Source organism: Pseudomonas sp. GW821-FHT03E01 (genome assembly GCF_059420765.1).
Window position 1 is genome coordinate 174,229 of sequence record NZ_JBWKUI010000010.1, and the last position, 22,063, is coordinate 196,291.

Sequence of the window (22,063 nt, forward strand, 5' to 3'; positions counted from 1 at the left end):
GACGAAGTTCTCAAAGGGAGGCCGACGGGTCTCCCTTTTTTCTTGCCCGCAATTTGGCATGCCCTTAATAAAAAGCCGCTCAATAAAAAAGTTACGTGACTGATAACCTGTTGCAGAACCGGCCTGCGCTTTCCCAGTCTTACGTACAGGCCCTAACCCGCCGTGAGGAAAAGCATGAAATCGCGCATCTGGCGTTTGGCCGGTGTTGGTTTGCTGTGTGTAAGTGTCACTGCACAATCGCTTGCCGATGAACCACAGAACCGCGGCCCCGATGGCGGGCAGCGTGGGCCTGATCATCGGGGCAATGAACAGGGCCAGGGCCGTGGCGGCAGCAATCAGCCACACCCGCAGAACACCGAAATCATTCGTGGCGACAACAGCCGCCAATTTGAGCGCCACGACCAGAATCAGGGTGGCCAGTGGCAGAACCGGGCGCCGCACGAGTCCAACAATCAGGGCGGCCAGTGGCAGAACCGTACGCCGCACGACTCCAGCGTTCAGGGTGGCCAGTGGCAGAACCGTCCGCTACACGATCCAAACGTTCAGGAGCGAGCGCCGCAACAACCGAGTAATAATCTGCCAATCCAGAGTCGGCCCGATACCGTGCGCCAGACCCAGGAACCGCGGCGTGGCTACTATCAGGACGAACCGTGGCGTAACAATCACAACCAGCCATGGCAGACCGGGGGGCGGGAGCCGCGTCACGATGACCGTCGCTGGCCCGGTCGTCCGGAGGGGCACGGCACAGGCTGGGGCCCCGGCCCGCAGTATCGTCCTGGGTACGTGATCGACCGCTTCCCGGAGGAGCGTCACTTCCGCGTGCCGTATCGTGGCCAGGATTATTTCTATTCCGGTGGCTACTGGTATCGCCCGCAAGGCCCGCGTTATGTGGTGGTTCAGCCGCCTCGCGGGATTCGCGTCAGCTACTTGCCCGATTACGCCCGTGAAGTGTGGATCGGCGGCACGCTGTTGTTCCTGGCGGCCGGCGCATATTACGCCTATCAGGAGAACACTCAGGATTACGTCGTGGTCGACCCTCCTGTGCAGCCGCCACCGGTGAGCAATGGTTATGACGTGGTGGCGTATCCGGCCAACGGCCAGTCGCCGGAGGAAGTCAGCCGGGACGCTTATGAATGTTATCGCTGGGCCGTGCAACAGAGCGGTTTCGATCCACGTACTGCCACCTACCGACCGGATCCGTCGGTGGTGCAAGTTTACCGACAGGCCCAGGGCAACTGCCTGAGCAGTCGCGGTTATCAGGTGAGTTACTGAGCCTTGGCGGTCTTTACCACTTCCTGCGGGTCGGCGTGCACCAGCACTTCGGCTCGCGGGTAGACGGCATGAATCGCATCGGCGGCTTGATCGCTGATGCCGTGGGCGACTGACAGGGTCAAGTCCCCCGGCAATTCCAGATGCAATTGCACGAACCACTGGTTGCCGGAAATCCGCGTGCGCAAGTCGTGGGCACCCAGAACGCCGGGTACGCTGCAGGCCAGTTCGAGCATGTGCTGGCTGACATCGGTCGGCAATTCTTCATCCATCAGCACTGCAAAACTATCCCGGGCGATTTGAATCGCGCTCCAGAGGATGTAAGCAGCGATCCCCAGGCCGAACCACGGGTCGACTTGCTGCCAGCCAAACCCTGCCAGCACCAGCGCTACGAGAATGCCGCCGTTGAGCAGCAGGTCCGAGCGGTAATGCAAGGAGTCGGCGCTCACCGCGTTGGAGCCGGTAGCCTTGATTACCCGGTGCTGCAACATCAGCAGGGCCACGGTCAGGACGAGGGAGAACACAATCACCCCGATACTGAGCCACGCTGCGCCTATCGGTTCCGGATGTTTCAACCGTTCGATCGCCTGCAGGGAAATCAGCACGGCACTGCCACCAATGAACAGCGCCTGAGCCATGCCCGCCAGTGATTCGGCCTTGCCGTGCCCATATCGATGATCATCGTCGGCCGGGCGCAAGGCGTAATGCACGGCCATCAGGTTGAGCAGCGAGCTAATGCCGTCGAGTGCCGAGTCGGTTAACCCGGCGAGCATGCTCACCGAGCCGCTCAGCCACCAGGCGATGGCTTTGGCGATGATCAATATGCACGCGACCGCCACCGAGGCGCGCGTCGCCAGCCGCAGCAGGCGGGCGTGGTCGGTAGGGGTCGTCATCAGTGCTGTGGTTCCTTCAAATGCACGAATTATGCAGCCGGTTGCAGGCCGAACATAGCCAGTTGCTGGGCGCTGCCCTTGTGCTGGATCAGACGCGGATCGTCCAGCGGGAAGCTGCGGCCCAGTTCACTTTCGAGAATAGTCTGCAACTTGTGGTTATCGACCTTGCCGTCGGCGCCGATGGCTTCCTTGAGTTTTTCCGGCGCCACCTGGGCGGTCCGGCCGGGCTCGAAGTAAATGGCACCCGTGGTGAAGTCCACTGCAAAGGCGATCAGGCCGGGGATGATATAGAACAGCAGGCCCACTGCATCCAGCGCGGCAATGGCCGGGTCAATCTTGCCGTCAATCTGGCCGCGACGATCCGGGTAGAAAATCGAACCGCAGGCGGTCATTTGGGTCAGCAAGGACGCGATCAATACACCGCCGATCAAGCGAAAGGGAGCACGCATTTGAAATCTCCTGGGTTATCTGGAAACGAAGCATCGTCGATATGAATTAGGACCGCGCTGAACGCCGTTATACTCGGCCCTCTGTTTGGGAGCCAGCATGATTTCTTTGCCAATTGATGAAGTTTTACCCGCCCTGCGTGAAGCCCTCGCTACACGCCACGAAGCCGTGCTCGAAGCACCGCCCGGTGCCGGTAAAACCACCCGGGTGCCGTTGGCCTTGCTCGATGAGCCGTGGCTGGCCGGGCAGACCATTCTAATGCTCGAACCGCGCCGGTTGGCAGCGCGGGCGGCGGCGGAGCGCTTGGCCAGTGAATTGGGCGAGAAGGTCGGCGAAACCGTGGGTTATCGCATTCGTCTTGACAGCAAGGTCGGCCCCAATACCCGCATCGAAGTGGTCACCGAAGGCATCCTCACCCGGCGCCTGCAGGATGACCCGGCGCTGGAAGGCGTGGGGTTGCTGATTTTCGATGAATTCCACGAGCGCAGCCTCGATGCCGACCTGGCGCTGGCCCTGAGCCTGAATGGCCGGGAGCTGTTCCGCGACGATCAACCGCTGAAGATCCTCTTGATGTCGGCAACCCTGGAAGGCGAACGCCTGGCCGGGTTACTGGATGACGCGCCAATCCTGCGCAGCGAAGGTCGCATGTACCCGGTGGCGATGCGCTGGGGCCGGCCGTTTCAGCCCGGTGAGTTCATCGAGCCAAAGGTGGTGCAGACCATCCTCGACGCGCTGAACGATGAAGCCGGCAGCCTGCTGGTGTTCCTGCCGGGGCAGGCGGAAATTCGGCGGGTGCATCAACAATTGGCCGATGCCTTGGGCGAGGGCACGCCGGTATTGCTGTGCCCGCTGCACGGCGAACTGGACCTGGCGGCGCAGCGGGCGGCGATTGACCCGGCGCCTGCGGGCAAGCGCAAAGTGGTGCTGGCCACCAACATCGCCGAAACCAGCCTGACCATCAATGGCGTGCGCGTGGTGATCGATGCCGGGTTGGCGCGCGTGCCGCGCTTCGACCCCGGCAGCGGCATGACTCGCCTGGATACCCAACGGATTTCCAAAGCCAGTGCCACGCAGCGCGCAGGCCGGGCCGGGCGTTTGGAGCCCGGCGTGTGTTATCGCTTGTGGTCGCAGGATCAACACGAGCAACTGGCGGCTTACGCCAGTGCGGAAATCCTCTCGGCGGACCTTGCCGGGCTGGCCTTGCAACTCGGTCGTTGGGGCGTGACGCCGGGGCAGTTGGTCTGGCTGGATGTTCCTCCGGCGGCGGCTTATGCACAGGCCCAGGATCTGCTTGAGCGCTTGGGCGCGCTGGAGGGCGAAGCGCTGACCCGTCACGGTCAGGCCATGGCCGAACTGCCGGCCCATCCACGAATCGCCCATTTGCTGTTGCGTGGCCAGGCGCTCGGCCTGGCCGACATGGCCTGCGATGTCGCGGCGCTGCTTGGTGAGCGCGATATCTTGCGTGGTGCTGGCGCGGACCTGCACAGCCGACTGGTGCTGTTATCCGGTGAAGAACGGGCCGCTCGCGGTGCGCAGGGCGGTGTTCAACGAGCTCGGCAGCTGGCGCGACAGTATCGCGGTTATTTGCGCGGCAAAGCGTCGGAGCCGGTCAGCGACCCCGAACATCCGCGTTGGCTCGGTGCGCTGCTGGCATTGGCTTATCCCGATCGGGTCGCCCAACAGCGGCGGGCCGGTGGCGCGGAGTATCGCCTGGCCAACGGTCGTGCGGCGCTATTTGCCGAGGCGGACAGCCTGATGAAGCAACCGTGGCTGGTGATCGCCGATCTGGGCAGTCGTCAGGGCCAGCGTGAAGAACGGATTTATCTGGCGACGGATTTTGATCCGGCGCTGTTTGATTCGGTGCTGGCCGAACAGGTGCGGTGTGTCGATCAATTGGATTGGGATGAGCGCGAAGGTGTGCTGCGGGCCGAGCGTCAGCGCAAGGTCGGCGAGTTGATCCTCAGCCGCGAACCGCTGACCGGGCTCGATGAAAGTGCTCGCAGTCAGGCGTTGGTGAATCTGGTGCGGCGCAAAGGTCTGGAGCTGTTGCCCTGGACGCCAGAGCTGCGTCAGTGGCAGGCGCGGGTGGCGTTGTTGCGGCAGTTGGATCTCGCGGGTAAAGGCGAGAGCGAATGGCCGGATGTCAGCGACGCAACATTGCTCAAAAGCCTCGAACACTGGCTGATGCCCTATCTGGGGAAAGTCTCGCGGCTCAGTCACTTCGCCAATCTGGACCTGTCGAGCATCGTTCACAACCTGCTGCCGTGGCCGTTGCCGCAACGGCTGGATGAGCTGGCGCCGCATCATTTGAGTGTGCCGTCGGGTTCATCGATTCGTCTGGATTACAGTGAACAGCCACCGATTCTGGCGGTGCGGTTGCAGGAGTTGTTCGGCTTGGCCGAGACTCCGCGGATTGCCGGCGGCCGGCAAGTGGTGAAACTGCATCTGTTGTCCCCGGCGCGGCGGCCAGTGCAGGTGACGCAGGACCTGGCGAACTTCTGGCGCAGCACCTATGCCGAGGTGAAGAAGGATTTGAAGGGGCGGTATCCGAAGCACTACTGGCCGGATGATCCGCTGGTGGCCGAGGCGACGGCGCGGGTTAAGCCTCGTAAGTAGGGCACGGATTTTTGTGGCGAGGGAGCTTGCTCCCGTTGGGCTGCAAAGCAGCCCCAAATTCTGTCACATCATTTTTCAGGTGAGTGGTGTCAATCGGTTTACGACTGCTGCGCAGTCGAGCGGGAGCAAGCTCCCTCGCCACAGGTGTTTTATGGCACGGCCGGCAACAGAAACCGCGCAATCACCGGCAAATGATCGGAAATGCGCAACGTATCGTCCTGCCGCACCCGCGCTTCGACCCGTTTGATGCGAGGGCTGTAAAACAGGTAGTCGACGGTCCGGTCCGGCCCGTTCAAGCCGGGATCATTCGGGTAATGGGTCAACCATTGTGCCCGGTCGATACCGCTGGCTTCGTTGTTGGTGGGGATCATCGGGTATTTGTCCCACAGCACATGCAGCGCGCTGTCGGCAGAGTAGGGCGTGCGTTGCTCGGCGGGCAGGCGTTGATACTGGCCCAGCGGCAACAGGTTGAAATCTCCACCGATCAACCACGGCGTGCCTTGGCTTTCGAACTTGTCGAGCACCTTGGCCACGGCGGTCACCTGGGATTGCAAGGTATCGTCGAGCTGGCTGGTGCGGTCCAGATGGGTGTTGAGCACGGCCATCTGGCCACCGTCGTTCAATGCCAGGTACGTGACCAGCAAGGCGTCTTTCGGCTTGAACTGACGGCTGATGACATTGGCCGGCGCGACCGGCAATTGCAGGCGTTCGGCGTGTTCGATCCGGTAGCGGCTCAGGGTTGCCAATTGCCGGCCAACGCTGCCGAAGATGTGGGGTTCAGGTACGAAGTCGGCTTTCCAGTCGAAGGCCTGAGTGGTGCACGGATACAGGTCGGTGACCCGATCCTGAAGTAATTTGAACTGGTTCTGGTAGTCGCTGGCCTTGGCACCGTCATCGAGTTCCTGCAACAGCACGATGTCCGGTTGCTCGTCGCGAATCACCCGCGCCACTTCGTCGAGGCTGAAGGCCATGTCTTCAGGTGTAGGGGATTCGTCGTCTCCTGCGGCCAGGTCGTTCCAGAACACGTAGCGCTTGCCGGCCAGATACTGGACGTTCCAGGTCATCACCTTCAACGCCTGACCGGGCACCAGCGTCGGCGCCTGGGCGTTGCAACTGACCGGCAGCGCTTCCTTGGCGTCGGGGCGCCAGGTCAGGCTGTAGATCAGCATTGCAATCAGGCTGATGGCGATCAGCAGGCCCAGCAGGGTGTAGCGCAGTAGACGGGGCATAGCTCGGCTTATCGCGTTACAAGATTGACCCCGAGCATAACCGAGAGCAGCGCCAAAGCCCAAGGGTAGAGCGGTCAGAGCCGCTCATCAGATTTCTCGGGTGCATCGGCGATCAGCATGAACAAACGGAACAGCACCACGCTGGTGAACAGCTGCAGGAAGCTGTGGGCGCTGTCGATCAGCAGCGAGATCACCGGGTTCTGCGGGTCAGGGTAAACCGCCAGCGTCGCTCCCTTGAGCACCCACAGCGGGCCCATCACGCACAGAATGCACACCAGAATGCGTATGAAATGCCCGCGGGTCATGCGCAGGCTTTCCTTCATCGCCGCCAGCGGTGCCAGGCCGCGCAGCACCAACAGGTACTCGCCGAACGCCAGCGTCACCATCAGCCAGATGCCCGGCAGGAAATACAGCGACAGGCCGATCAGGATCAGCAGGGTATTAAGGGCGGTCAGCACGGCGAAGCGCGGCCACAGGGTCGCCGCGGCTGCCAACAGGTCGCGGGTACGCGGCGATTCTCCTCGGCTGCGGGCATCGAGAAACAGGATCAGCGCGGCGGTGTACAGCGGATACACCAGCAAGCCGACAATTACACTGATGCCGGCGAAACTGTCCGGCCCGGTGGAGCGGTCGACCACTTGTTGCAGCAGCGCCTCGACAATCACCAGCGGCAGGCATAGCTGCACGATCTGGCCCAGATTGCGCTTGAAAAAATACAGAGAGTCACGCAGTACATCGAACGAATTCATCAGTCGGTATCGCAGGTTGAAAGCAGTGCCTCACTTTAACCGATCAACCCCTTCGGGGCACAAACGTAAACGTTCGGTAAAGGTCATTGAAACATCCTGTATCAGCCCCATTACTGGTGAGCACCTTATCCACTGTGGGTGAGGGCACTGATATTCCCGGCAATCTACGAGGTCGCCATGAACAGCGAAGAACAAACCCTGATCGATGGACTGTTTTCCCGGCTGCAACAGGCCGAAACGGACTCAGCCCCGCGCGACGCCCAGGCCGAGACGCGGATCAAGGAACACCTGACTCGCCAGCCAGCGGCGGGCTATTTCATGACCCAGGCGATTCTGGTGCAAGAGGCAGCCATCAAGAGCCTCGACGAACAGAACAAGCAACTCACCCAGCAAGTGCAGCAATTGCAGGCCGAACTGCAACAGGCCAAGGCGCAGACAGCGGCGCCGGCGCCAAGCGGCGGCTTTTTGTCGAGCATTTTCGGCGGCGCTTCCCGTGATCCGCAGCCTGCGCCGACTCAAAGCGCAGCCCCCTCGAATGGCGGCTGGCGTGAACCAGGACGGCCGTCGTTCAACTCGCAGCCGCAGCAAAACTTCGGTGCACCGCCTGCTCAGCAGAGTTTCGGAGCGCCGCCTCAGCAGAATTACGCACCGCAACAGCCTGTCGGCAGCGGTTTCCTCGGCGGTGCATTGAAAACGGCAGCGGGTGTGGCCGGTGGCGTGATGCTGGCGCAAGGCATCAGCAGCCTGTTCCATCACAATCAGCAGCCGGAAGTGGTTGAAGTCATCAAGGAAGAACCGGCCAAGGTCAACGATCAGAGCGATAGCAGCGGTTGGGGCAATGATCAGCGCGTGGCTGACAACTCCAGCGATCAGGGCGGTTTCACCGACGCGGATTACGATGATGACAGTTCATCGTTCTTCGGCGGCGATGACGACGACTCCTTCATCTGACACATCTGTGGCGAGGGAGCTTGCTCCCGCTGGACTGCGTAGCAGGCCCCTTGGGTTTCAAAGCAAGGGGGCCGCTTCGCACCCTAGCGGGACGCTGCGGCGTTCCGACAAGCTCCCTCGCCACACGGCCGATTATTCGCGGAACAATCCTTCTGGCTGGCATACTGGGCGACTTTTCGGGCCTGGAGCCTGATCCAGCCCGCGCGCCTGTGCGCCACGACCCCGCGCGCCAACGCGCAGAGAGGATGTACGGTGAAAAAAATCGCAGTGTTCGCCGATGTCCAGAACCTCTACTACACCGTGCGTCAGGCCTATGGTTGCCACTTCAACTACGCCGCTTTGTGGGCTGACGTCAGCAAGCAGGGGCAGATCGTCGAGGCCTATGCCTATGCGATCGATCGTGGCGACAGCAAACAGCAGCAGTTCCAGCAGATCCTGCGCAACCTCGGCTTCGTCGTGAAGCTCAAGCCCTACATCCAGCGCAGCGACGGTTCGGCCAAAGGCGACTGGGACGTGGGCATCACCCTCGACATCATGGACGCCGCCGATCATGTCGACGAAGTGGTGCTGGCCTCTGGCGACGGTGATTTCGACATGCTGCTGGAGCGCATCATCGCCAAGCACGGTGTGCAGGCGGTGGCCTACGGCGTGCCGGGCCTGACGGCCAACTCGCTGATCCGCGCCGCCAGTCGTTACGTACCGATCGAAGGCGCGTTGCTGCTCAAGAATTGATTTTTACGGAGTTGAAACAGGTTTGGAACGCATAGCAGTCATCGACTTTGAAACCACCGGGATCTCCCCGAGCAGCAGCTGCCGGGCCACGGAAATTGCCGTGGTGATTCTTGAACAGGGGCGCATCGTCGAGCGTTACCAAAGCCTGATGAATGCCGGCGTGCGGGTGCCGGCGTTCATCGAACAACTGACCGGCATCAGCAACGCCATGCTGCGCACCGCCCCCTCGGCCGAGCAGGTGATGAACGAGGTCAACGAATTCGTCGGCATCACGCCGCTGCTGGCGCACAACGCTGCGTTCGACCAGAAGTTCTGGGACTACGAGCTTGGGCGAATCAAACGTACACGCTTGCAGAACTTTGCCTGCTCGCTGTTACTCGCCCGCCGCCTGATGCCCGCTGCGCCGAACCACAAACTCGGCACCCTCACCACCTTCGCCAGCCTGCCCAATACCGGCAAGGCTCACCGGGCCATGGCCGATGCGGAAATGGCCGCCAACCTGACGGCGCATCTGGCGCAAGAGCTGCGGCAAAAGCATGGATTGCGCGAGTTGTCCCATGATCTGTTGTGCAGCCTGCAGAAAGTACCGGCGGCGAAGATCAATGAGCATTTGAAGCGGTATCGCGGGTTTTAAGGTCTTGTAGTGTTTCTACTGGCCTCTTCGCGGGCAAGCCTCGCTCCTACGGATTTATGGGCGCCCCGACATTGGGGTCGCCTCAAAAACCGTAGGAGCGAGGCTTGCCCGCGAAGGCGTCAGTCGCCTCACTATTTCCCCTCCAGTTGACCCAACGGCACGCGCTTTTCGATGGCACTCGACAACACAATCGAGGTCTTGCTGAACCCGAACGTGGCGATCCGGTTGATCAACTCTTCCAGCTCCGGCATCGAGCCCACCGCCGCTTGCATGATCACGCACGGATCGCCGGTGACGCGATGGCATTCGGTGAGCTGTGGGATTTTGATCAGTTCGTCGTAGGTTTTCTGATTACCGTGCTGGTTCAGGCGCAGTTCGATGACGCACTGGATCGGCAGGCCGATTTTGGACAGGTCGACTTTCGCCTGGTAACCAGTGATCACCCCGCAGGCTTCAAGTTTGGCAACGCGTTCGGCCACCGCCGGAGCGGACAGGTTCACCTTGCGCGCCAGATCGGCGTAGGACGCACGACCGTTTTCCAACAGGGCGCTGAGGAGCATGCGGTCGTATTTGTCCATCGTGGCCTACCTGAAAAATGACTGACTTTCGAAAGCACGGTTTATAGCGTCGAACTCCGTGTTTTGAAAAGTGTACCGGCGCTATAAACAGGTTTTGTAGCTTATTTTCCGCTGTTGGCCTTTCTAGAATAGCGGCTCTCCTTGTCTTGTTCATCGAGCTGCCCATGTCTGGTCTACGCCGTTTTTCCTTACCGCTGATCGCTGCTTTTTTCGCGTTGTACGTGATTTGGGGGTCGACCTACCTGGTGATTCGCATTGGCGTGCAGTACTGGCCGCCGTTGTTGCTCGCCGGTATCCGCTTCGTGCTCGCCGGGACGTTGATGTACGCGTACCTGCGCTGGCGCGGGGCGCCGGCGCCGACCTGGGCACAGTGGAAAGCGGCGGGGATCATCGGGATTTTGCTGCTGACATGCGGTAACGGTGCGGTGAGCGTCGCCGAACACACGGGCGTGGCCTCTGGCGTGGCCGCGTTGGCGGTGGCGACGGTGCCGCTGTTTACCTTGTTGTGCGGATATTTCTGGGGCGCGCGTAATACCCGTCTCGAATGGGCCGGGATTGTGCTTGGGCTGATCGGTATTGCCATGCTCAACCTCGGCTCCAACCTGCAATCGAGCCCGTTGGGCGCAGCGTTGCTGGTGTTCGCGGCGGCGTCCTGGGCCTTCGGCTCGGTGTGGAGCAAACACTTGCCGTTGCCTCAGGGCGCGATGGCCAGTGCCGTGGAAATGCTGGTGGGCGGCGTGGTGTTGCTGATCGGCAGTGCGGTGAGTGGCGAGCGTCTGGAAAGTCTGCCGCCGATCGAAGGCTGGGCGGCGCTGGCGTACCTGACCCTCTTCGGTTCGATCATCGCCTTCAACGCCTACATGTACCTGTTGAAACACGTGCGGCCGGCCGCAGCCACCAGTTATGCCTACGTCAACCCGGCGGTGGCGGTGTTGCTGGGGATCGTATTCGTTGGCGAGACCATCGGTGTCGAGGAAGCGCTGGCCATGGCGGTGATCATCAGTGCCGTGGTGTTGATCGGGATGCCGCAGTGGCGCCGTGGCACGGATCGGTCGGCCCCTGCCGTAGTGGTGCCGACAGAATCCCGAGCGAATTAGGGTAAACTGCGCGCCATTGCACACTTGTTTCGCACAATCGCGCTGAATTTTCCTACGGTACTCCCATGACTTTCGCCACCCTTGGCCTGATCGAACCCTTGCTGCGCGCCCTCGAGACGCTCGGCTACCAGACCCCGACGCCGGTTCAGGCGCAAGCGATTCCGGCGGTGCTGGCCGGTCGCGACCTGATGGCCGCGGCCCAGACCGGCACCGGCAAAACCGCCGGTTTCGCCTTGCCGCTGCTGCAATTGCTGGCCATGGAAGGGCCGAAAGTCAGCGCCAACTCCGTGCGCGCGCTGATTCTGGTGCCGACCCGCGAACTGGCCGAACAGGTTCACGAAGCCGTGCGCCAGTATGCCGAGAACCTGCCGTTGAGCACCTACGCGGTGTACGGCGGCGTCAGCATCAACCCGCAAATGATGAAACTGCGCAAAGGCGTCGACCTGTTGGTGGCGACCCCGGGCCGTTTGCTCGACCTGTTCCGTCAGAACGCGCTCAAGTTCAACCAGCTGCAAACCCTGGTGCTGGACGAAGCCGATCGCATGCTCGATCTGGGCTTTTCCGAGGAGCTGGGGAATATCTATAAAGCCCTGCCCTCGAGACGTCAGACGCTGCTGTTCTCCGCGACCTTCTCCGATGCGATCCGCATGCTGGCCGGGCAAATGCTCAACGACCCGCTGAGCATCGAAGTCAGCCCGCGTAACGTGGCCGCCAACACCGTCAAGCAATGGGTGGTGACGGTGGATAAAAAGCGCAAGCCGGAGCTGTTCATTCACTTGATGCGCAAGGGCAAGTGGAAGCAGGTGCTGGTGTTCGCCAAGACCCGTAACGGCGTAGACGCGTTGGTGGAAAAACTCCAGGGCCTGGGCGTCAATGCCGACGGCATCCACGGCGACAAACCCCAGGCAACTCGCCAGCGGGCGCTGGATCGCTTCAAGGCCAGCGAAGTGCAGATCCTCGTGGCCACCGACGTGGCTGCCCGTGGCCTGGATATCGAAGATTTGCCATTGGTGGTCAACTTTGACCTGCCGATCGTGGCAGAAGACTACATCCACCGCATCGGTCGTACCGGCCGTGCGGGCGCAACCGGGCAGGCTATTTCGCTGGTCTGCGCTGATGAAGTGAATCAACTGTCAGCCATCGAGATGCTGACCCGTCAGACGTTGACTCGCCAGATGGAGCCGGACTTCGAACCTGAACACCGCGTGCCGGATACCGATGCCAGCGGTCAGGTGATCAAGAAGCCGAAAAAACCGAAGAAGCCCAAAACCTCTGGTGGCGGCAAGCGCAACCTGGGTAAATGGGTCGAGAGCGGTGAGGCGTCGGCGCCGGAGCCTTCGATCAAGCCGGTGCGTAAAGTGCCGGTGTTCAATACCGGGCCGCGTAAGCGTAAGCCTTGATCCTCTGAAGATTGTTCCCACGCAGTGTGGGAACGATCAGTGTCGGTGCTTCAACCACTCCACCATCCCCAACCCCGCCGCTCGCCCACTGGCGAAACACGCGGTCAGTAGATAGCCGCCGGTCGGCGCTTCCCAATCGAGCATTTCCCCTGCGCAGAACACGCCGGGTAGTTGCTTGAGCATCAAACGTTCATCCATCGCCTCGAACATCACGCCACCGGCACTGCTGATGGCTTCGTCCAATGGCCGGGTTTTCACCAGCGTCAGCGGCAATGCCTTGATTGCTTTGGCCAGCAGGGCCGGATCGGCAAAACAGTCAGCCGGTGTCAATTCCCGCAACAATGCTGCTTTCACGCCATCTAGCCCAAGCTGACTGTGCAGGTGTTTGGCCATGGAGCGTGAGCCGCGCGGTTTGCTCAGCGCCGCCTGGATTTTATCCACAGGCTTGCCCGGCAACAGATCGAGGTGAACGGTTGCCGAGCCATGTTGATTGATCGCTTCGCGGATCGCTGCCGACAGGGCGTAGATCAAGCTGCCCTCAATTCCCGTGGCAGTGATCACACACTCGCCGAGTCGCGGTACGTCGTCATTGAGGCCGATGGCGATGTTTTTCAGCGGGCTGCCGGCGAATTTGCTGACCATCAATTCGCTCCAGGCCTGCACCTCGAAGCCGCAATTGCTCGGTTGCAATGGCGCCAGCCCTACACCGCGCTGTTCCAGCGGCAGCATCCAGGCACCGTCCGAGCCGAGACGCGACCAGCTTCCACCGCCGAGTGCCAGCAGGCTCGCATCCGCGTGAACGGTTTTTTCGCCTTCGGGGCTGTCGATTAGCAAATCACCGTTGTTATCCCAACCGAGCCAGCGATGGCGGGTGTGGATAACTACGCCGGCATCGCGCAGGCGTTTGAGCCAGGCACGCAACAGGGGCGCGGCTTTCATGTCGGTGGGAAACACCCGGCCGGAGCTGCCGACAAAAGTTTCGATGCCCAGGTCATGAATCCATTGGCACAAGGCTTCGGCGCCGAACGAGCGTAACAGCGGGGCGATCCGCGGCGCCCGTTCGGCATAGCGTGAGAGAAATGCCGGGTAGGCCTCGGAGTGGGTGATGTTCATGCCGCCGACCCCGGCGAGCAGGAATTTTCGCCCCACTGAAGGCATGCCGTCGTACAGGTCGACCTTGATCCCGGCCTGGCTCAACACTTCAGCCGCCATCAAGCCGGCGGGGCCGCCGCCGATGATGGCGACGTGAGGGGGGAGGGAAGTGGAGGGCTGGGTCATGGCGAGAGCTGCGGCGTGGCGGAATAAGCCGCGCATTCTACCAGCCCTGCTCCCTGTGGGAGGATTCGAGGGCTGGTTAAAAAACAACCACCGCTCTGTAACCTATACCCCGCATGGGCTGCAGGCCCTTTCACTCAGGTTATCCACAGGCGGTTCCACAGGCATTGTGGGTAAAGACTCACACATCAATGACAACCTGATGACTGCCACACCCGTTGGGCGCTGTGATGGAGGATGCCATGACGGCGCGCCAGAGCCTTGCGGTCCTTGCTGTAGCCGCCGCCGATCACGCCGACCACCGGAATATCCCGGCCCAGGCAATGGCGCATCACGCTTTCATCACGAGCGGCGACGCCTTCGTCGGTCAGCTTCAGATAACCCAGGGCGTCGTCCTTGTGCACATCGACACCGGCGTCGTACAGCACCAGATCCGGTTGATAGAGCGGCAGCAAATAGTTGAGCGCATCGTCCACCACCTTCAGGTAATCGGCGTCGCCCATGCCCATCGGCAACGGGATGTCCCAGTCGCTTTCGGCTTTGCGTGCAGGAAAATTCTTTTCGCAGTGTAGGGAAACGGTCACCGCTTCCGGGGTGTTGTGCAGGATTCGTGCAGTCCCGTCGCCCTGATGCACATCGCAATCGAAGATCAACACCCGATTCACCCGGCCACTTTCCAGCAGGTAATGGCTGATCACCGCCAGGTCATTGAAGATGCAGAACCCGGCAGGGTGATCGTAATGCGCGTGGTGCGTGCCGCCGGCCAGGTGACAAGCCAAGCCATGTTCCAGCGCCTGTTCGGCCGCCAGCAGCGAACCGCCGACCGCCCGCACGGTGCGCCGGGCCAGTGCTTCGCTCCAGGGCAGGCCGAGGCGCCGCTGGTCTTCGCGGGACAACTCGCCACCCATGTAGCGTTCGATGTACGCAGGGTCATGAGCGAGGGCGAGAATATCCGCCGGGCACAGGTCCGGGCGCAGCAGATCGGCGTCGCGGGTCAGGCCACTGTCCACCAGGTGATCGCGCAGCAGGCGAAACTTGTCCATGGGGAAGCGGTGATCCGCCGGGAACTCGGGACTGTAGTCTTCGTGGTAGATCAGGGGCAGGGGCATGGCTGATTTATCGGGGAAGCATGTAGGAATGAGTGAACGATCCTACCAGCGATGTAGACTTGCGGCATGGAAACCGAGGGGAGGGGCACGATGGAGCCGATACTGGAACTCGAAAGCGCGCGACTGTCATTACGGCAGTGGCGCGATGAGGATTTGCCGGCGTTTGCGGCGATGTGCGCCGATCCACAGGTGATGCGTTATTTTCCGGCGCCCTTGAGTCGGCTGGAAAGTGCCTCGCTGATAGGGCGGGTTCGCGGGCATTTTGCCGAGTATGGCTTCGGCCTCTGGGCACTGGAGCGCAAGGACACCGGAGCGTTCATCGGGTTTACCGGGCTGAGTGTGGTCGGCTTTGACGCACCGTTCACGCCAGCCATCGAAATCGGCTGGCGCCTGGCGCGCGAGCACTGGGGCCTGGGTTATGCCAGCGAGGCGGCATGGACCGCTCTGCGTTGCGGGTTTGATCGCTTGGCGCTGCAAGAGGTCGTGGCGTTCACCACCGAAACCAACCTGCCTTCGCAAAAAGTCATGCAGGCGATCGGCATGCACCATGCCCCCGCCGATGACTTCGAGCACCCGCGGCTTGCAGAGGATCATCCGCTGCGCCCGCACGTGTTGTATCGCATCACCCGTGAGCAATGGCTGCAAACCTTGCATGGATAAGCAGGCACGGACGTTTACAATGGCCCTCATGTTGAGCCGGGCCATAAACTGAATCGACCGCCGCAGCCAAGACTGCGCGGCATTATTGCTCTGTGTGAGGAGAGTCTGAATGAGCCAAGTGTTGGAAGATCTGGTAGACCTGCTGACCCTGGAACCGATTGAAGAAAACCTGTTCCGTGGCCGCAGCCAGGACCTGGGTTTCCGTCAGTTGTTCGGCGGCCAGGTGCTCGGCCAGTCCCTGTCGGCGGCCAGTCAGACAGTCGAAGAGACACGCCATGTGCACTCGATGCACGGTTACTTCCTGCGTCCGGGCGATGCGAAGTTGCCGGTGGTGTATCAGGTCGATCGGGTGCGCGATGGCGGCAGTTTCAGCACGCGCCGGGTGACGGCGATCCAGAAGGGCAACCCGATTTTCACCTGCAGCGCCTCGTTCCAGTACGACGAAGAGGGCTTCCAGCATCAGAGCCAAATGCCGCAAGTGGTCGGCCCGGAGAACCTGCCGTCGGAGCTGGAACTCACTCAGCAGCGCGCACACCTGATCCCGGAGCACATGCGCGAAAAACTGCTGTGCCCGAAACCGATCGAATTCCGGCCGGTGACCGAAAAAGACCCCTACAACCCGCAGCCTGCCGATCCGGTCAAATACGTCTGGTTCCGCGCCGATGGTGCGTTGGCTGACACTCCAGCGCTGCACAAATACCTGCTGGCCTATGCGTCGGACTTCGGCCTGTTGACCACCTCGATGCTGCCCCATGGCAAATCGGTCTGGCAGAAAGACATGCAGGTCGCCAGCCTTGATCATGCGTTGTGGTTCCACGCCGACCTGCGCGCCGATGACTGGTTGCTGTACGCCATGGACAGCCCGTGGGCCGGTAACTCGCGTGGATTCTCCCGTGGCAGCGTGTTCAACCGTGCCGGGCAACTGGTGGCCTCGGTCACTCAGGAAGGCCTGATTCGTCATCGCAAGGACTGGATATGAGCCTGGCCGAAGTGCGGCACTGGGTGTTCGACATGGACGGCACCCTGACCGTGGCCGTGCATGACTTCGCGGCGATCCGCGTGGCGTTGGCGATTCCTGCAGAGCACGACATCCTGACCCACCTCGCGGCGTTGCCGGCCGAAGAAGCGGCGGCCAAACATGCGTGGCTGCTGGAGCATGAGCGGGATCTGGCGCGGGGTTCGAAACCGGCGCCGGGTGCGGTGGAACTGGTGCGTGAGTTGGCCGGGCGTGGCTATCGCCTGGGCATTCTCACGCGCAATGCCCGTGAGCTGGCCCATGTCACGCTGGAGGCGATTGGCCTGGCCGATTGCTTTGCGGTGGAGGATGTATTGGGCCGCGATGAAGCGCCGCCCAAACCGCATCCCGGTGGTTTACTGAAACTGGCCGAGGCCTGGAAGGTGCCGGCGAGTGAAATGGTGATGGTCGGTGATTACCGCTTCGACCTGGATTGCGGCCGGGCGGCGGGGACGCGGACGGTGTTGGTGAACCTGCCGGATAATCCGTGGCCGGAATTGACTGATTGGCATGCGCGCGATTGCGTGGAATTGCGGCAGCTGCTTTCGGCTTGAGAGATTGGGCGTCCGATCAGACGCCCCAAAACTCACTGCCCGAACAACGCCTTCTGCCCCTCGGGCGAGGTAAACATCCCGTCCCCATTGTGCCCGACGCCGGGCACTTCGATCAGCTGCTGACTCAACCCTTGAGGATGGCGCCGTTTCAGATAATTGAAATAATTGCGCCCGCGAATCAAACGAGAAGCGCCCTGGGCTTTGGCTTCGCAACTTTTATCCAGCGCCGGGTGATTCGGGTCGATGTCCTGCTGCCCGAGCAAATAAACGATGTCGCGTTTGACGTAGTTTTCTTCCATCTGCGCAGGCGTTTGCCCATTGGCATAGGCGGGCAAGTCCGCCAGCCCATACTTCCAGCGATTGAAGTTCGGACACCCCGCGTGACTGAACGCCACTGGTCGTTGCTCATTGAAATAGGCATACGACGAAGGATTGGCGATCACATAACGCACCTTTACCCCTGCTGTGTCGAGGGCTGGCTGAGGGTGGCTCAACATGGCGTAACGCTGAACTACCTGGGCGCCGCCCGAGTGACCGGCAATGACGATTTGCTTCACGTCCGGAAACTGTCGCCGATCACCCAGGCGAGCGATGATTTCGTCGAGCGCCGCGTAGGAGCTCAGCGTAAACGGCGCGGTGGATAACCCGCCAGCCATCCAGTCATTGCCGTGCCAGCGTAAAACGCTGTCAGGCACCGGGTGGCTCGCGATGTCGGTTTCATTGAGAAACTGTGGGGCGAGCACCAGGGTGTTATCGCTTTGCCCGGCTTGCTGGGCCGCGTGCTCGGCGCTCTGGCGGTAGGTTTCAGCGTTGCGCAAACGACCATGAATGATGATCAGCACTCGTTCGATATTCTTCGCCGGTGTCGGGCCGATGCCCACCGCGATTTCGCCGGCGCTCAACAGCAGGCGCCCGGAACTGATCTCCTTGACCCCCTGCTCGGCAGCCTGGGCGCTTGTGCAGGTGATCAACAGAGCTAACAACCACTTGTGCATTACAGATTCTTCGCGGCAAAGGTATCGCACTGGCCAACCTGGCCTTGTGCAAATCCGGCTTTGAACCAGCGCACCCTTTGCGCTGACGTACCATGAGTGAACGAGTCCGGTACCACGCGGCCCTGACCTTGCTGCTGCAAGCGGTCATCGCCGATGGCGTTGGCGGCGTTCAAGGCTTCTTCGATGTCACCGGGTTCCAGCCAGTTCAGGCGCTTCTGCGCAATGTTGGCCCAGACCCCGGCCAGGCAATCGGCCTGCAGTTCCTGACGCACCAGCAAACCACCGTCGCCCTCCATTTGCCGGCCCTGCTGCCGGGCGGTCTGAATCTTCGCCGAAACGCCGAGCAAGGTCTGCACGTGGTGTCCGACTTCGTGAGCGATCACGTAGGCCTGGGCGAAATCACCTGCGGCGGAAAAACGCTGGGACATTTCCTGGAAGAAACCCATGTCCAGGTAGACCTTCTGGTCTGCCGGGCAATAGAACGGACCAGTCGCCGATGTCGCCAATCCGCACGCCGAGTTCACCTGATTGCTGAACAGCACCAGGGTCGGGTCTTTATATTGCCGACCGGCCTGCTGGAAAATCTGGCCCCAGGTGTCTTCGGTGTCGCCGAGGATCGAGCGCACGAATTCGGCGTTTTCATCATTGGCCGGCGGTGCCTTGCGGGTGTGGGTGGTGGCCGGAGCCGATTGCTCGCTCATTTGTCCGGTCAATTGACCGAGGATCTGCATCGGGTCCTGGCCGGTGATCCAGCCGATCCCGACGATCAACAGGATCGCGGTCAGGCTCAGGCCCTTGCCCCCGCCGAAGCGCATCCCGCCACCCCCACCGCCGACATCATCGCCACGGGCATCGACCACGTTGTCGCTGCGTCGGCCTTTTTTCCATAGCATGGGGGTGAGTCCTCGTTGGAATATGGTGATGAGTGTTGCTGGTCAGAGAGAGCGGCGCCAGTCCGGTCGTCTGTCTTTTACTGCGCACGGAACATTTCAGACTTGTATTGAACACGGATAGCCCAGCGAATTCCTTCAGGGCGACAGGTTTTTACCGAGTGGGCGAATGCTTGTCTCGAGAATCACTGATCAAACTCACTCTATATCGGCGATATGCCGGGCAGCGATGTAGCCGAAGGTCAGCGCCGGGCCGAGATTGATACCGCCGGCGGGATAGTGCCCGCCCATGATGCTGGCCATGTCGCCGCCCGCTGCATACAACCCGGCGATGGCCTGCCCCGACTCGCCAAGAACCTGGGCATGTTCATTGACCTTGAGCCCGGCGAAGGTGCCAAAGCAGCCAGGCTGGACCTTCACGGCGTAGAACGGGCCTTGTTCAATCGGCGCGACGCACGGGTTGGGTTGCTGCAACGCATCGCCCTGTTTGCGGTTGTAGGGCGTCGAGCCACGACCGAACAACGGATCTTCGCCGTTGCGCGCACACCGGTTGTATTCATCCACCGTGCTGCGCAATCCGTTTGGGTCGATGCCGCAGGCCAGGGCCAATTCCTCGACAGTGTTGCCGGTTTTCAGATAACCGCTGCGGATAAAGGATGACAGCGGCACCGGAAACGGCCGAGAAATTCCCAGGCCATAACGCCGTTGAAAACCATGAGTGCAGATCAGCCAGGAGGCGACTTCTTCGCCCAGCGGTGCGGCGGCGACCATGGCCGTCACGTAGTCGTAGTAGCCGTCGGCTTCGTTGACGAAGCGCCGGCCGTTGCTCAGCACACCGATGATCCCCGGTTTGCCGCGTTCGATGATGTGCGGGAAGTGGCCGATGCTGCCGTCACTGTGCGGCACTTGCGAAACCGGCGCCCAGGCCACGGGCGATGCCATGTCGGTGTTGACCCGCGCACCGGCGCTTTCGCCCAATCGCAAACCATCACCGGCGACGCCGAGAGGCGGCAGCGCCAGGTGTTCGTTGCCGGTTGGTGTGCGGGGGAACAATGCCTTGCGTCGCTCGATATCATTGGCGAAACCTCCGGTCGCGAGCACCACGGCCTTGCGTGCATGGATGCGGATATTGCCTTTGGCGGTACTGACGATCGCGCCTTGCACCTGATCGCCTTCGCGAAGCAACTCGGTCACCGGTGCCGATTCCCAGAGCAAGACGCCCAGGTCTTCGGCGGACTTTGCCAACCGCGCAACCAGCGCCACGCCGTTGACCAGTTGCATCGCCCGACCATGAACAACGAGGTCGAACAAGTGCCGGGTGAAGCGCCGGGTCACGTGCCATGCCGCGGGCAAAGAGCGCGTCAGGTTGAGAAATGCGCTCAGGTCCGCCCCCGCCATGATCGGCATGCCCATGAACGAAGTTTCCCGCATGGTTTTGCGAAGGCGCTTCAGTAGCTTGCCGACTTTTCGTCCGTCATAAGGCGCAGCGATCACCGACCGTCCGCCGGTGCCGGCGCCCGGCGTGTCGCCATGAATGTCGGCGATGGCGTTGCCATCGGCGAATTGCAGGGCAGTGTGTTGCTCGAAGAACGCGACCATTCGCGGGCCAGCCTCAAGGAACGCGTCGATCATCGCCGGATCGTAACGCTCACCCAATTCGTGCTTCAGGTAAGTGCGCGGTTGCTCGACGTCTTCAACGATGCCGGCACGACGCGCCAGAGGATTGCACGGCACCCAGGCCCATCCGCCGGACCACGCCGTGGCGCCGCCGAACACCGGGTCTTTCTCGACCACGATCACTTTCAAGCCATGCCAGGCTGCGGTTACAGCTGCGGACAATCCGGCCGCACCGGAGCCGACGATCAGCACATCGCATTCGATGTCCGCAAGGAGGGGAGAGTCGGCAGGCATCGTTTAAAAGCTCCAGGTTATTTTTGGAATTTGATTCCAGAAAATATAAAGGCTTGATTGATCCCGGCAACCATTCACTGCGTAAAGAGGGCGGTTATCGGACAGCGGGTTCCAGATTTCGCATTACGTGGTTTGTCTTTTAGAATCGGCAAAATTTCGAGTGGAACCCCCCATGGCCGGCAGTCAGATCGAACGTGTTTTCAGCGTGCTGGAAAGCCTCACCAGTGACCCTCGCGGCCTGCCGATGCAGACGTTGGCGGAGCAACTGGACATCCCCAAAAGCGCGACCCACCGTCTGCTCACCGAGCTGATTCGGCTGGGTTACGTGCGACAGAATCCGGAGAACCTGCGCTATCACCTGTCAACCAAACTGGTGGCGATGGGTTTCCGTTACCTGTCGAGCAGCGGCGCCGATATCGTGCAACCGGTGCTCGATCGCCTGGCCGAGGAAACCGGCGAGCTGGTGCGCCTTGGCGTTATTGAAGGCGAGCGCCAGGTCTGGATCGCCAAGTCTCAGGGTGCCCGCTCGGGCCTGCGCTACGACCCGGACATGGGCCGTGATGCGCCCTTGTTCTACACCGCGTCGGGCCATGCATGGCTGGCGTGCATGAGCGATGCCGAAGCGTTGTCGCTGGTGGAGCGTCAGGGGAGCGAACGGCCGAAAGACCTGGGGCCGAACGCGCCGCGTTCCAACATTGAGTTACTGGAGCGCCTGCGTCTGGCGCGAGAGCAGGGCTACGCCTGGGTCGAAGAGAGTTCGGCAGTGGGCACCTCGGCGATTGCGGCGGTGGTGCGCCACCCAGGCGACGGTCGAGTGATCGGTGTGCTGAGCATTGCCGGGCCAAGCGCGCGGATGCCGGGGGCACGGTTGCATGAACTGGCGCCGCTGTTGTTGAAGTTCACTGAGGAGCTGTCTGCCGCAAGCCTGGCTTCGGAGTTGTTCGTCTAATTCTGCCCGCACAAACCCATATGTGGGCTATGCGAATCTGTGCGTTGTTCGAACACAAGTTGCCGTTACTCCTGTAAGAATCTGGAACCAGGTTCTAAATTATTGGAATT

Annotated in this window: 21 protein-coding genes; 11 read left to right on the forward strand and 10 right to left on the reverse strand. The window is 61.4% G+C overall.

What is annotated here, in order from left to right; genetic code table 11:
* Positions 1-174: 174 nt before the first annotated feature.
* Positions 175-1,272, forward strand: a complete 1,098-nt coding sequence (locus tag AC07VO_RS18355; protein ID WP_086945931.1) for a DUF6515 family protein — start codon at positions 175-177, stop codon at positions 1,270-1,272.
* Here AC07VO_RS18355 and AC07VO_RS18360 read toward each other — a convergent pair.
* Both AC07VO_RS18360 and pmcY read right to left on the reverse strand, forming a co-directional pair.
* Positions 1,266-2,162 (reverse strand): cation diffusion facilitator family transporter, encoded by an 897-nt coding sequence (locus AC07VO_RS18360; protein WP_018925777.1) that lies wholly within the window; start codon positions 2,160-2,162, stop codon positions 1,266-1,268. The two genes, AC07VO_RS18355 and AC07VO_RS18360, sit on opposite strands and share 7 nt — an antisense overlap.
* A 29-nt stretch (positions 2,163-2,191) precedes the next feature.
* Complete coding sequence (gene pmcY, locus AC07VO_RS18365) at positions 2,192-2,611, reverse strand: periplasmic Zn2+ metallochaperone PmcY (RefSeq protein WP_018925778.1); 420 nt, start codon at positions 2,609-2,611, stop codon at positions 2,192-2,194.
* 97 nt (positions 2,612-2,708) lie between these two features.
* On the opposite strand from pmcY, the gene hrpB reads away from it, so the two are divergent.
* Positions 2,709-5,225: an ATP-dependent helicase HrpB gene (gene hrpB / locus AC07VO_RS18370; RefSeq protein WP_086945930.1), complete on the forward strand. Its 2,517-nt coding sequence runs from the start codon at positions 2,709-2,711 to the stop codon at positions 5,223-5,225.
* Positions 5,226-5,374: 149 nt separating this feature from the next.
* On the opposite strand, the gene AC07VO_RS18375 is transcribed toward hrpB, so the two are convergent.
* Both AC07VO_RS18375 and AC07VO_RS18380 read right to left on the reverse strand, forming a co-directional pair.
* Complete coding sequence (locus AC07VO_RS18375; protein ID WP_086945929.1) at positions 5,375-6,454, reverse strand: endonuclease/exonuclease/phosphatase family protein; 1,080 nt, start codon at positions 6,452-6,454, stop codon at positions 5,375-5,377.
* Between the two features lie 74 nt (positions 6,455-6,528).
* Positions 6,529-7,203 (reverse strand): YciC family protein, encoded by a 675-nt coding sequence (locus tag AC07VO_RS18380; protein ID WP_064620561.1) that lies wholly within the window; start codon positions 7,201-7,203, stop codon positions 6,529-6,531.
* Between the two features lie 177 nt (positions 7,204-7,380).
* On the opposite strand from AC07VO_RS18380, the gene AC07VO_RS18385 reads away from it, so the two are divergent.
* The 3 genes from AC07VO_RS18385 (at position 7,381) to AC07VO_RS18395 (ending at position 9,520) form a co-directional block, all read left to right on the forward strand.
* Positions 7,381-8,154 (forward strand): DUF2076 domain-containing protein, encoded by a 774-nt coding sequence (locus tag AC07VO_RS18385; protein WP_028938848.1) that lies wholly within the window; start codon positions 7,381-7,383, stop codon positions 8,152-8,154.
* A 252-nt stretch (positions 8,155-8,406) separates the two neighbouring features.
* Complete coding sequence (locus tag AC07VO_RS18390; RefSeq protein WP_018925783.1) at positions 8,407-8,886, forward strand: LabA-like NYN domain-containing protein; 480 nt, start codon at positions 8,407-8,409, stop codon at positions 8,884-8,886.
* A 22-nt stretch (positions 8,887-8,908) separates the two neighbouring features.
* Complete coding sequence (locus AC07VO_RS18395; RefSeq protein WP_018925784.1) at positions 8,909-9,520, forward strand: 3'-5' exonuclease; 612 nt, start codon at positions 8,909-8,911, stop codon at positions 9,518-9,520.
* A 131-nt stretch (positions 9,521-9,651) separates the two neighbouring features.
* Here the strand turns inward: AC07VO_RS18395 and AC07VO_RS18400 are convergent, their stop codons facing one another.
* Entirely contained in the window at positions 9,652-10,098 is a 447-nt protein-coding gene (locus AC07VO_RS18400) for an Lrp/AsnC family transcriptional regulator (protein ID WP_018925785.1), read from the reverse strand.
* Positions 10,099-10,262: 164 nt separating this feature from the next.
* Here AC07VO_RS18400 and yedA point away from each other — a divergent pair, with 164 nt between their 5' ends.
* Positions 10,263-11,195 carry a drug/metabolite exporter YedA gene (gene yedA, locus AC07VO_RS18405; RefSeq protein WP_086945928.1) on the forward strand — a complete coding sequence of 311 codons (933 nt, stop codon included), beginning with the start codon at positions 10,263-10,265 and terminating at the stop codon, positions 11,193-11,195.
* Positions 11,196-11,260: 65 nt separating this feature from the next.
* Complete coding sequence (gene rhlE1 / locus AC07VO_RS18410) at positions 11,261-12,595, forward strand: RNA helicase RhlE1 (protein ID WP_086945927.1); 1,335 nt, start codon at positions 11,261-11,263, stop codon at positions 12,593-12,595.
* 36 nt (positions 12,596-12,631) lie between these two features.
* Here rhlE1 and AC07VO_RS18415 read toward each other — a convergent pair whose 3' ends face one another.
* Together AC07VO_RS18415 and AC07VO_RS18420 are read right to left on the reverse strand one after the other, a co-directional pair.
* Entirely contained in the window at positions 12,632-13,873 is a 1,242-nt protein-coding gene (locus tag AC07VO_RS18415) for a TIGR03862 family flavoprotein (protein WP_176393362.1), read from the reverse strand.
* A 185-nt stretch (positions 13,874-14,058) separates the two neighbouring features.
* Positions 14,059-14,979: a histone deacetylase family protein gene (locus tag AC07VO_RS18420; protein WP_018925789.1), complete on the reverse strand. Its 921-nt coding sequence runs from the start codon at positions 14,977-14,979 to the stop codon at positions 14,059-14,061.
* Between the two features lie 90 nt (positions 14,980-15,069).
* On the opposite strand from AC07VO_RS18420, the gene AC07VO_RS18425 reads away from it, so the two are divergent.
* The 3 genes from AC07VO_RS18425 to AC07VO_RS18435 all read left to right on the forward strand — a co-directional run bounded on the left by AC07VO_RS18425 (position 15,070) and on the right by AC07VO_RS18435 (position 17,208).
* Complete coding sequence (locus AC07VO_RS18425) at positions 15,070-15,639, forward strand: GNAT family N-acetyltransferase (RefSeq protein WP_019581317.1); 570 nt, start codon at positions 15,070-15,072, stop codon at positions 15,637-15,639.
* Positions 15,640-15,748: 109 nt separating this feature from the next.
* On the forward strand, positions 15,749-16,618 hold the full coding sequence (gene tesB, locus AC07VO_RS18430; RefSeq protein ID WP_086945925.1) for an acyl-CoA thioesterase II: 870 nt from the start codon (positions 15,749-15,751) through the stop codon (positions 16,616-16,618).
* Positions 16,615-17,208: an HAD family hydrolase gene (locus tag AC07VO_RS18435; protein WP_086945924.1), complete on the forward strand. Its 594-nt coding sequence runs from the start codon at positions 16,615-16,617 to the stop codon at positions 17,206-17,208. The genes tesB and AC07VO_RS18435 overlap by 4 nt, the downstream gene beginning before the upstream one ends.
* A 32-nt stretch (positions 17,209-17,240) precedes the next feature.
* Here AC07VO_RS18435 and AC07VO_RS18440 read toward each other — a convergent pair whose 3' ends face one another.
* The 3 genes from AC07VO_RS18440 to AC07VO_RS18450 form a co-directional block, all read right to left on the reverse strand.
* Positions 17,241-18,203 carry an alpha/beta fold hydrolase gene (locus AC07VO_RS18440; protein WP_086945923.1) on the reverse strand — a complete coding sequence of 321 codons (963 nt, stop codon included), beginning with the start codon at positions 18,201-18,203 and terminating at the stop codon, positions 17,241-17,243.
* On the reverse strand, positions 18,203-19,096 hold the full coding sequence (gene ypfJ / locus AC07VO_RS18445; protein ID WP_018925794.1) for a KPN_02809 family neutral zinc metallopeptidase: 894 nt from the start codon (positions 19,094-19,096) through the stop codon (positions 18,203-18,205). The genes AC07VO_RS18440 and ypfJ overlap by 1 nt, the downstream gene beginning before the upstream one ends.
* Positions 19,097-19,291: 195 nt before the next feature.
* Complete coding sequence (locus tag AC07VO_RS18450; protein ID WP_086945922.1) at positions 19,292-21,004, reverse strand: FAD-dependent oxidoreductase; 1,713 nt, start codon at positions 21,002-21,004, stop codon at positions 19,292-19,294.
* Between the two features lie 172 nt (positions 21,005-21,176).
* Here AC07VO_RS18450 and AC07VO_RS18455 point away from each other — a divergent pair, with 172 nt between their 5' ends.
* On the forward strand, positions 21,177-21,953 hold the full coding sequence (locus AC07VO_RS18455) for an IclR family transcriptional regulator (protein ID WP_018925796.1): 777 nt from the start codon (positions 21,177-21,179) through the stop codon (positions 21,951-21,953).
* Positions 21,954-22,063 lie beyond the last annotated feature (110 nt).

What these genes read in the sequence shown, in the direction of transcription:
- AC07VO_RS18355 (WP_086945931.1), top strand. Translation starts at nt 175, where the DNA reads ATGAAATCGCGCATCTGGCGTTTGGCCGGTGTTGGTTTGCTGTGTGTA.
- AC07VO_RS18400 (WP_018925785.1), bottom strand. Translation starts at nt 10,098, where the DNA reads ATGGACAAATACGACCGCATGCTCCTCAGCGCCCTGTTGGAAAACGGT.
- AC07VO_RS18385 (WP_028938848.1), top strand. Translation starts at nt 7,381, where the DNA reads ATGAACAGCGAAGAACAAACCCTGATCGATGGACTGTTTTCCCGGCTG.
- rhlE1 (WP_086945927.1), top strand. Translation starts at nt 11,261, where the DNA reads ATGACTTTCGCCACCCTTGGCCTGATCGAACCCTTGCTGCGCGCCCTC.
- yedA (WP_086945928.1), top strand. Translation starts at nt 10,263, where the DNA reads ATGTCTGGTCTACGCCGTTTTTCCTTACCGCTGATCGCTGCTTTTTTC.
- AC07VO_RS18435 (WP_086945924.1), top strand. Translation starts at nt 16,615, where the DNA reads ATGAGCCTGGCCGAAGTGCGGCACTGGGTGTTCGACATGGACGGCACC.
- AC07VO_RS18420 (WP_018925789.1), bottom strand. Translation starts at nt 14,979, where the DNA reads ATGCCCCTGCCCCTGATCTACCACGAAGACTACAGTCCCGAGTTCCCG.
- ypfJ (WP_018925794.1), bottom strand. Translation starts at nt 19,096, where the DNA reads ATGCTATGGAAAAAAGGCCGACGCAGCGACAACGTGGTCGATGCCCGT.
- pmcY (WP_018925778.1), bottom strand. Translation starts at nt 2,611, where the DNA reads ATGCGTGCTCCCTTTCGCTTGATCGGCGGTGTATTGATCGCGTCCTTG.
- AC07VO_RS18415 (WP_176393362.1), bottom strand. Translation starts at nt 13,873, where the DNA reads ATGACCCAGCCCTCCACTTCCCTCCCCCCTCACGTCGCCATCATCGGC.
- AC07VO_RS18380 (WP_064620561.1), bottom strand. Translation starts at nt 7,203, where the DNA reads ATGAATTCGTTCGATGTACTGCGTGACTCTCTGTATTTTTTCAAGCGC.
- hrpB (WP_086945930.1), top strand. Translation starts at nt 2,709, where the DNA reads ATGATTTCTTTGCCAATTGATGAAGTTTTACCCGCCCTGCGTGAAGCC.
- AC07VO_RS18425 (WP_019581317.1), top strand. Translation starts at nt 15,070, where the DNA reads ATGGAGCCGATACTGGAACTCGAAAGCGCGCGACTGTCATTACGGCAG.
- AC07VO_RS18360 (WP_018925777.1), bottom strand. Translation starts at nt 2,162, where the DNA reads ATGACGACCCCTACCGACCACGCCCGCCTGCTGCGGCTGGCGACGCGC.
- AC07VO_RS18375 (WP_086945929.1), bottom strand. Translation starts at nt 6,454, where the DNA reads ATGCCCCGTCTACTGCGCTACACCCTGCTGGGCCTGCTGATCGCCATC.
- AC07VO_RS18450 (WP_086945922.1), bottom strand. Translation starts at nt 21,004, where the DNA reads ATGCCTGCCGACTCTCCCCTCCTTGCGGACATCGAATGCGATGTGCTG.
- tesB (WP_086945925.1), top strand. Translation starts at nt 15,749, where the DNA reads ATGAGCCAAGTGTTGGAAGATCTGGTAGACCTGCTGACCCTGGAACCG.
- AC07VO_RS18440 (WP_086945923.1), bottom strand. Translation starts at nt 18,203, where the DNA reads ATGCACAAGTGGTTGTTAGCTCTGTTGATCACCTGCACAAGCGCCCAG.
- AC07VO_RS18455 (WP_018925796.1), top strand. Translation starts at nt 21,177, where the DNA reads ATGGCCGGCAGTCAGATCGAACGTGTTTTCAGCGTGCTGGAAAGCCTC.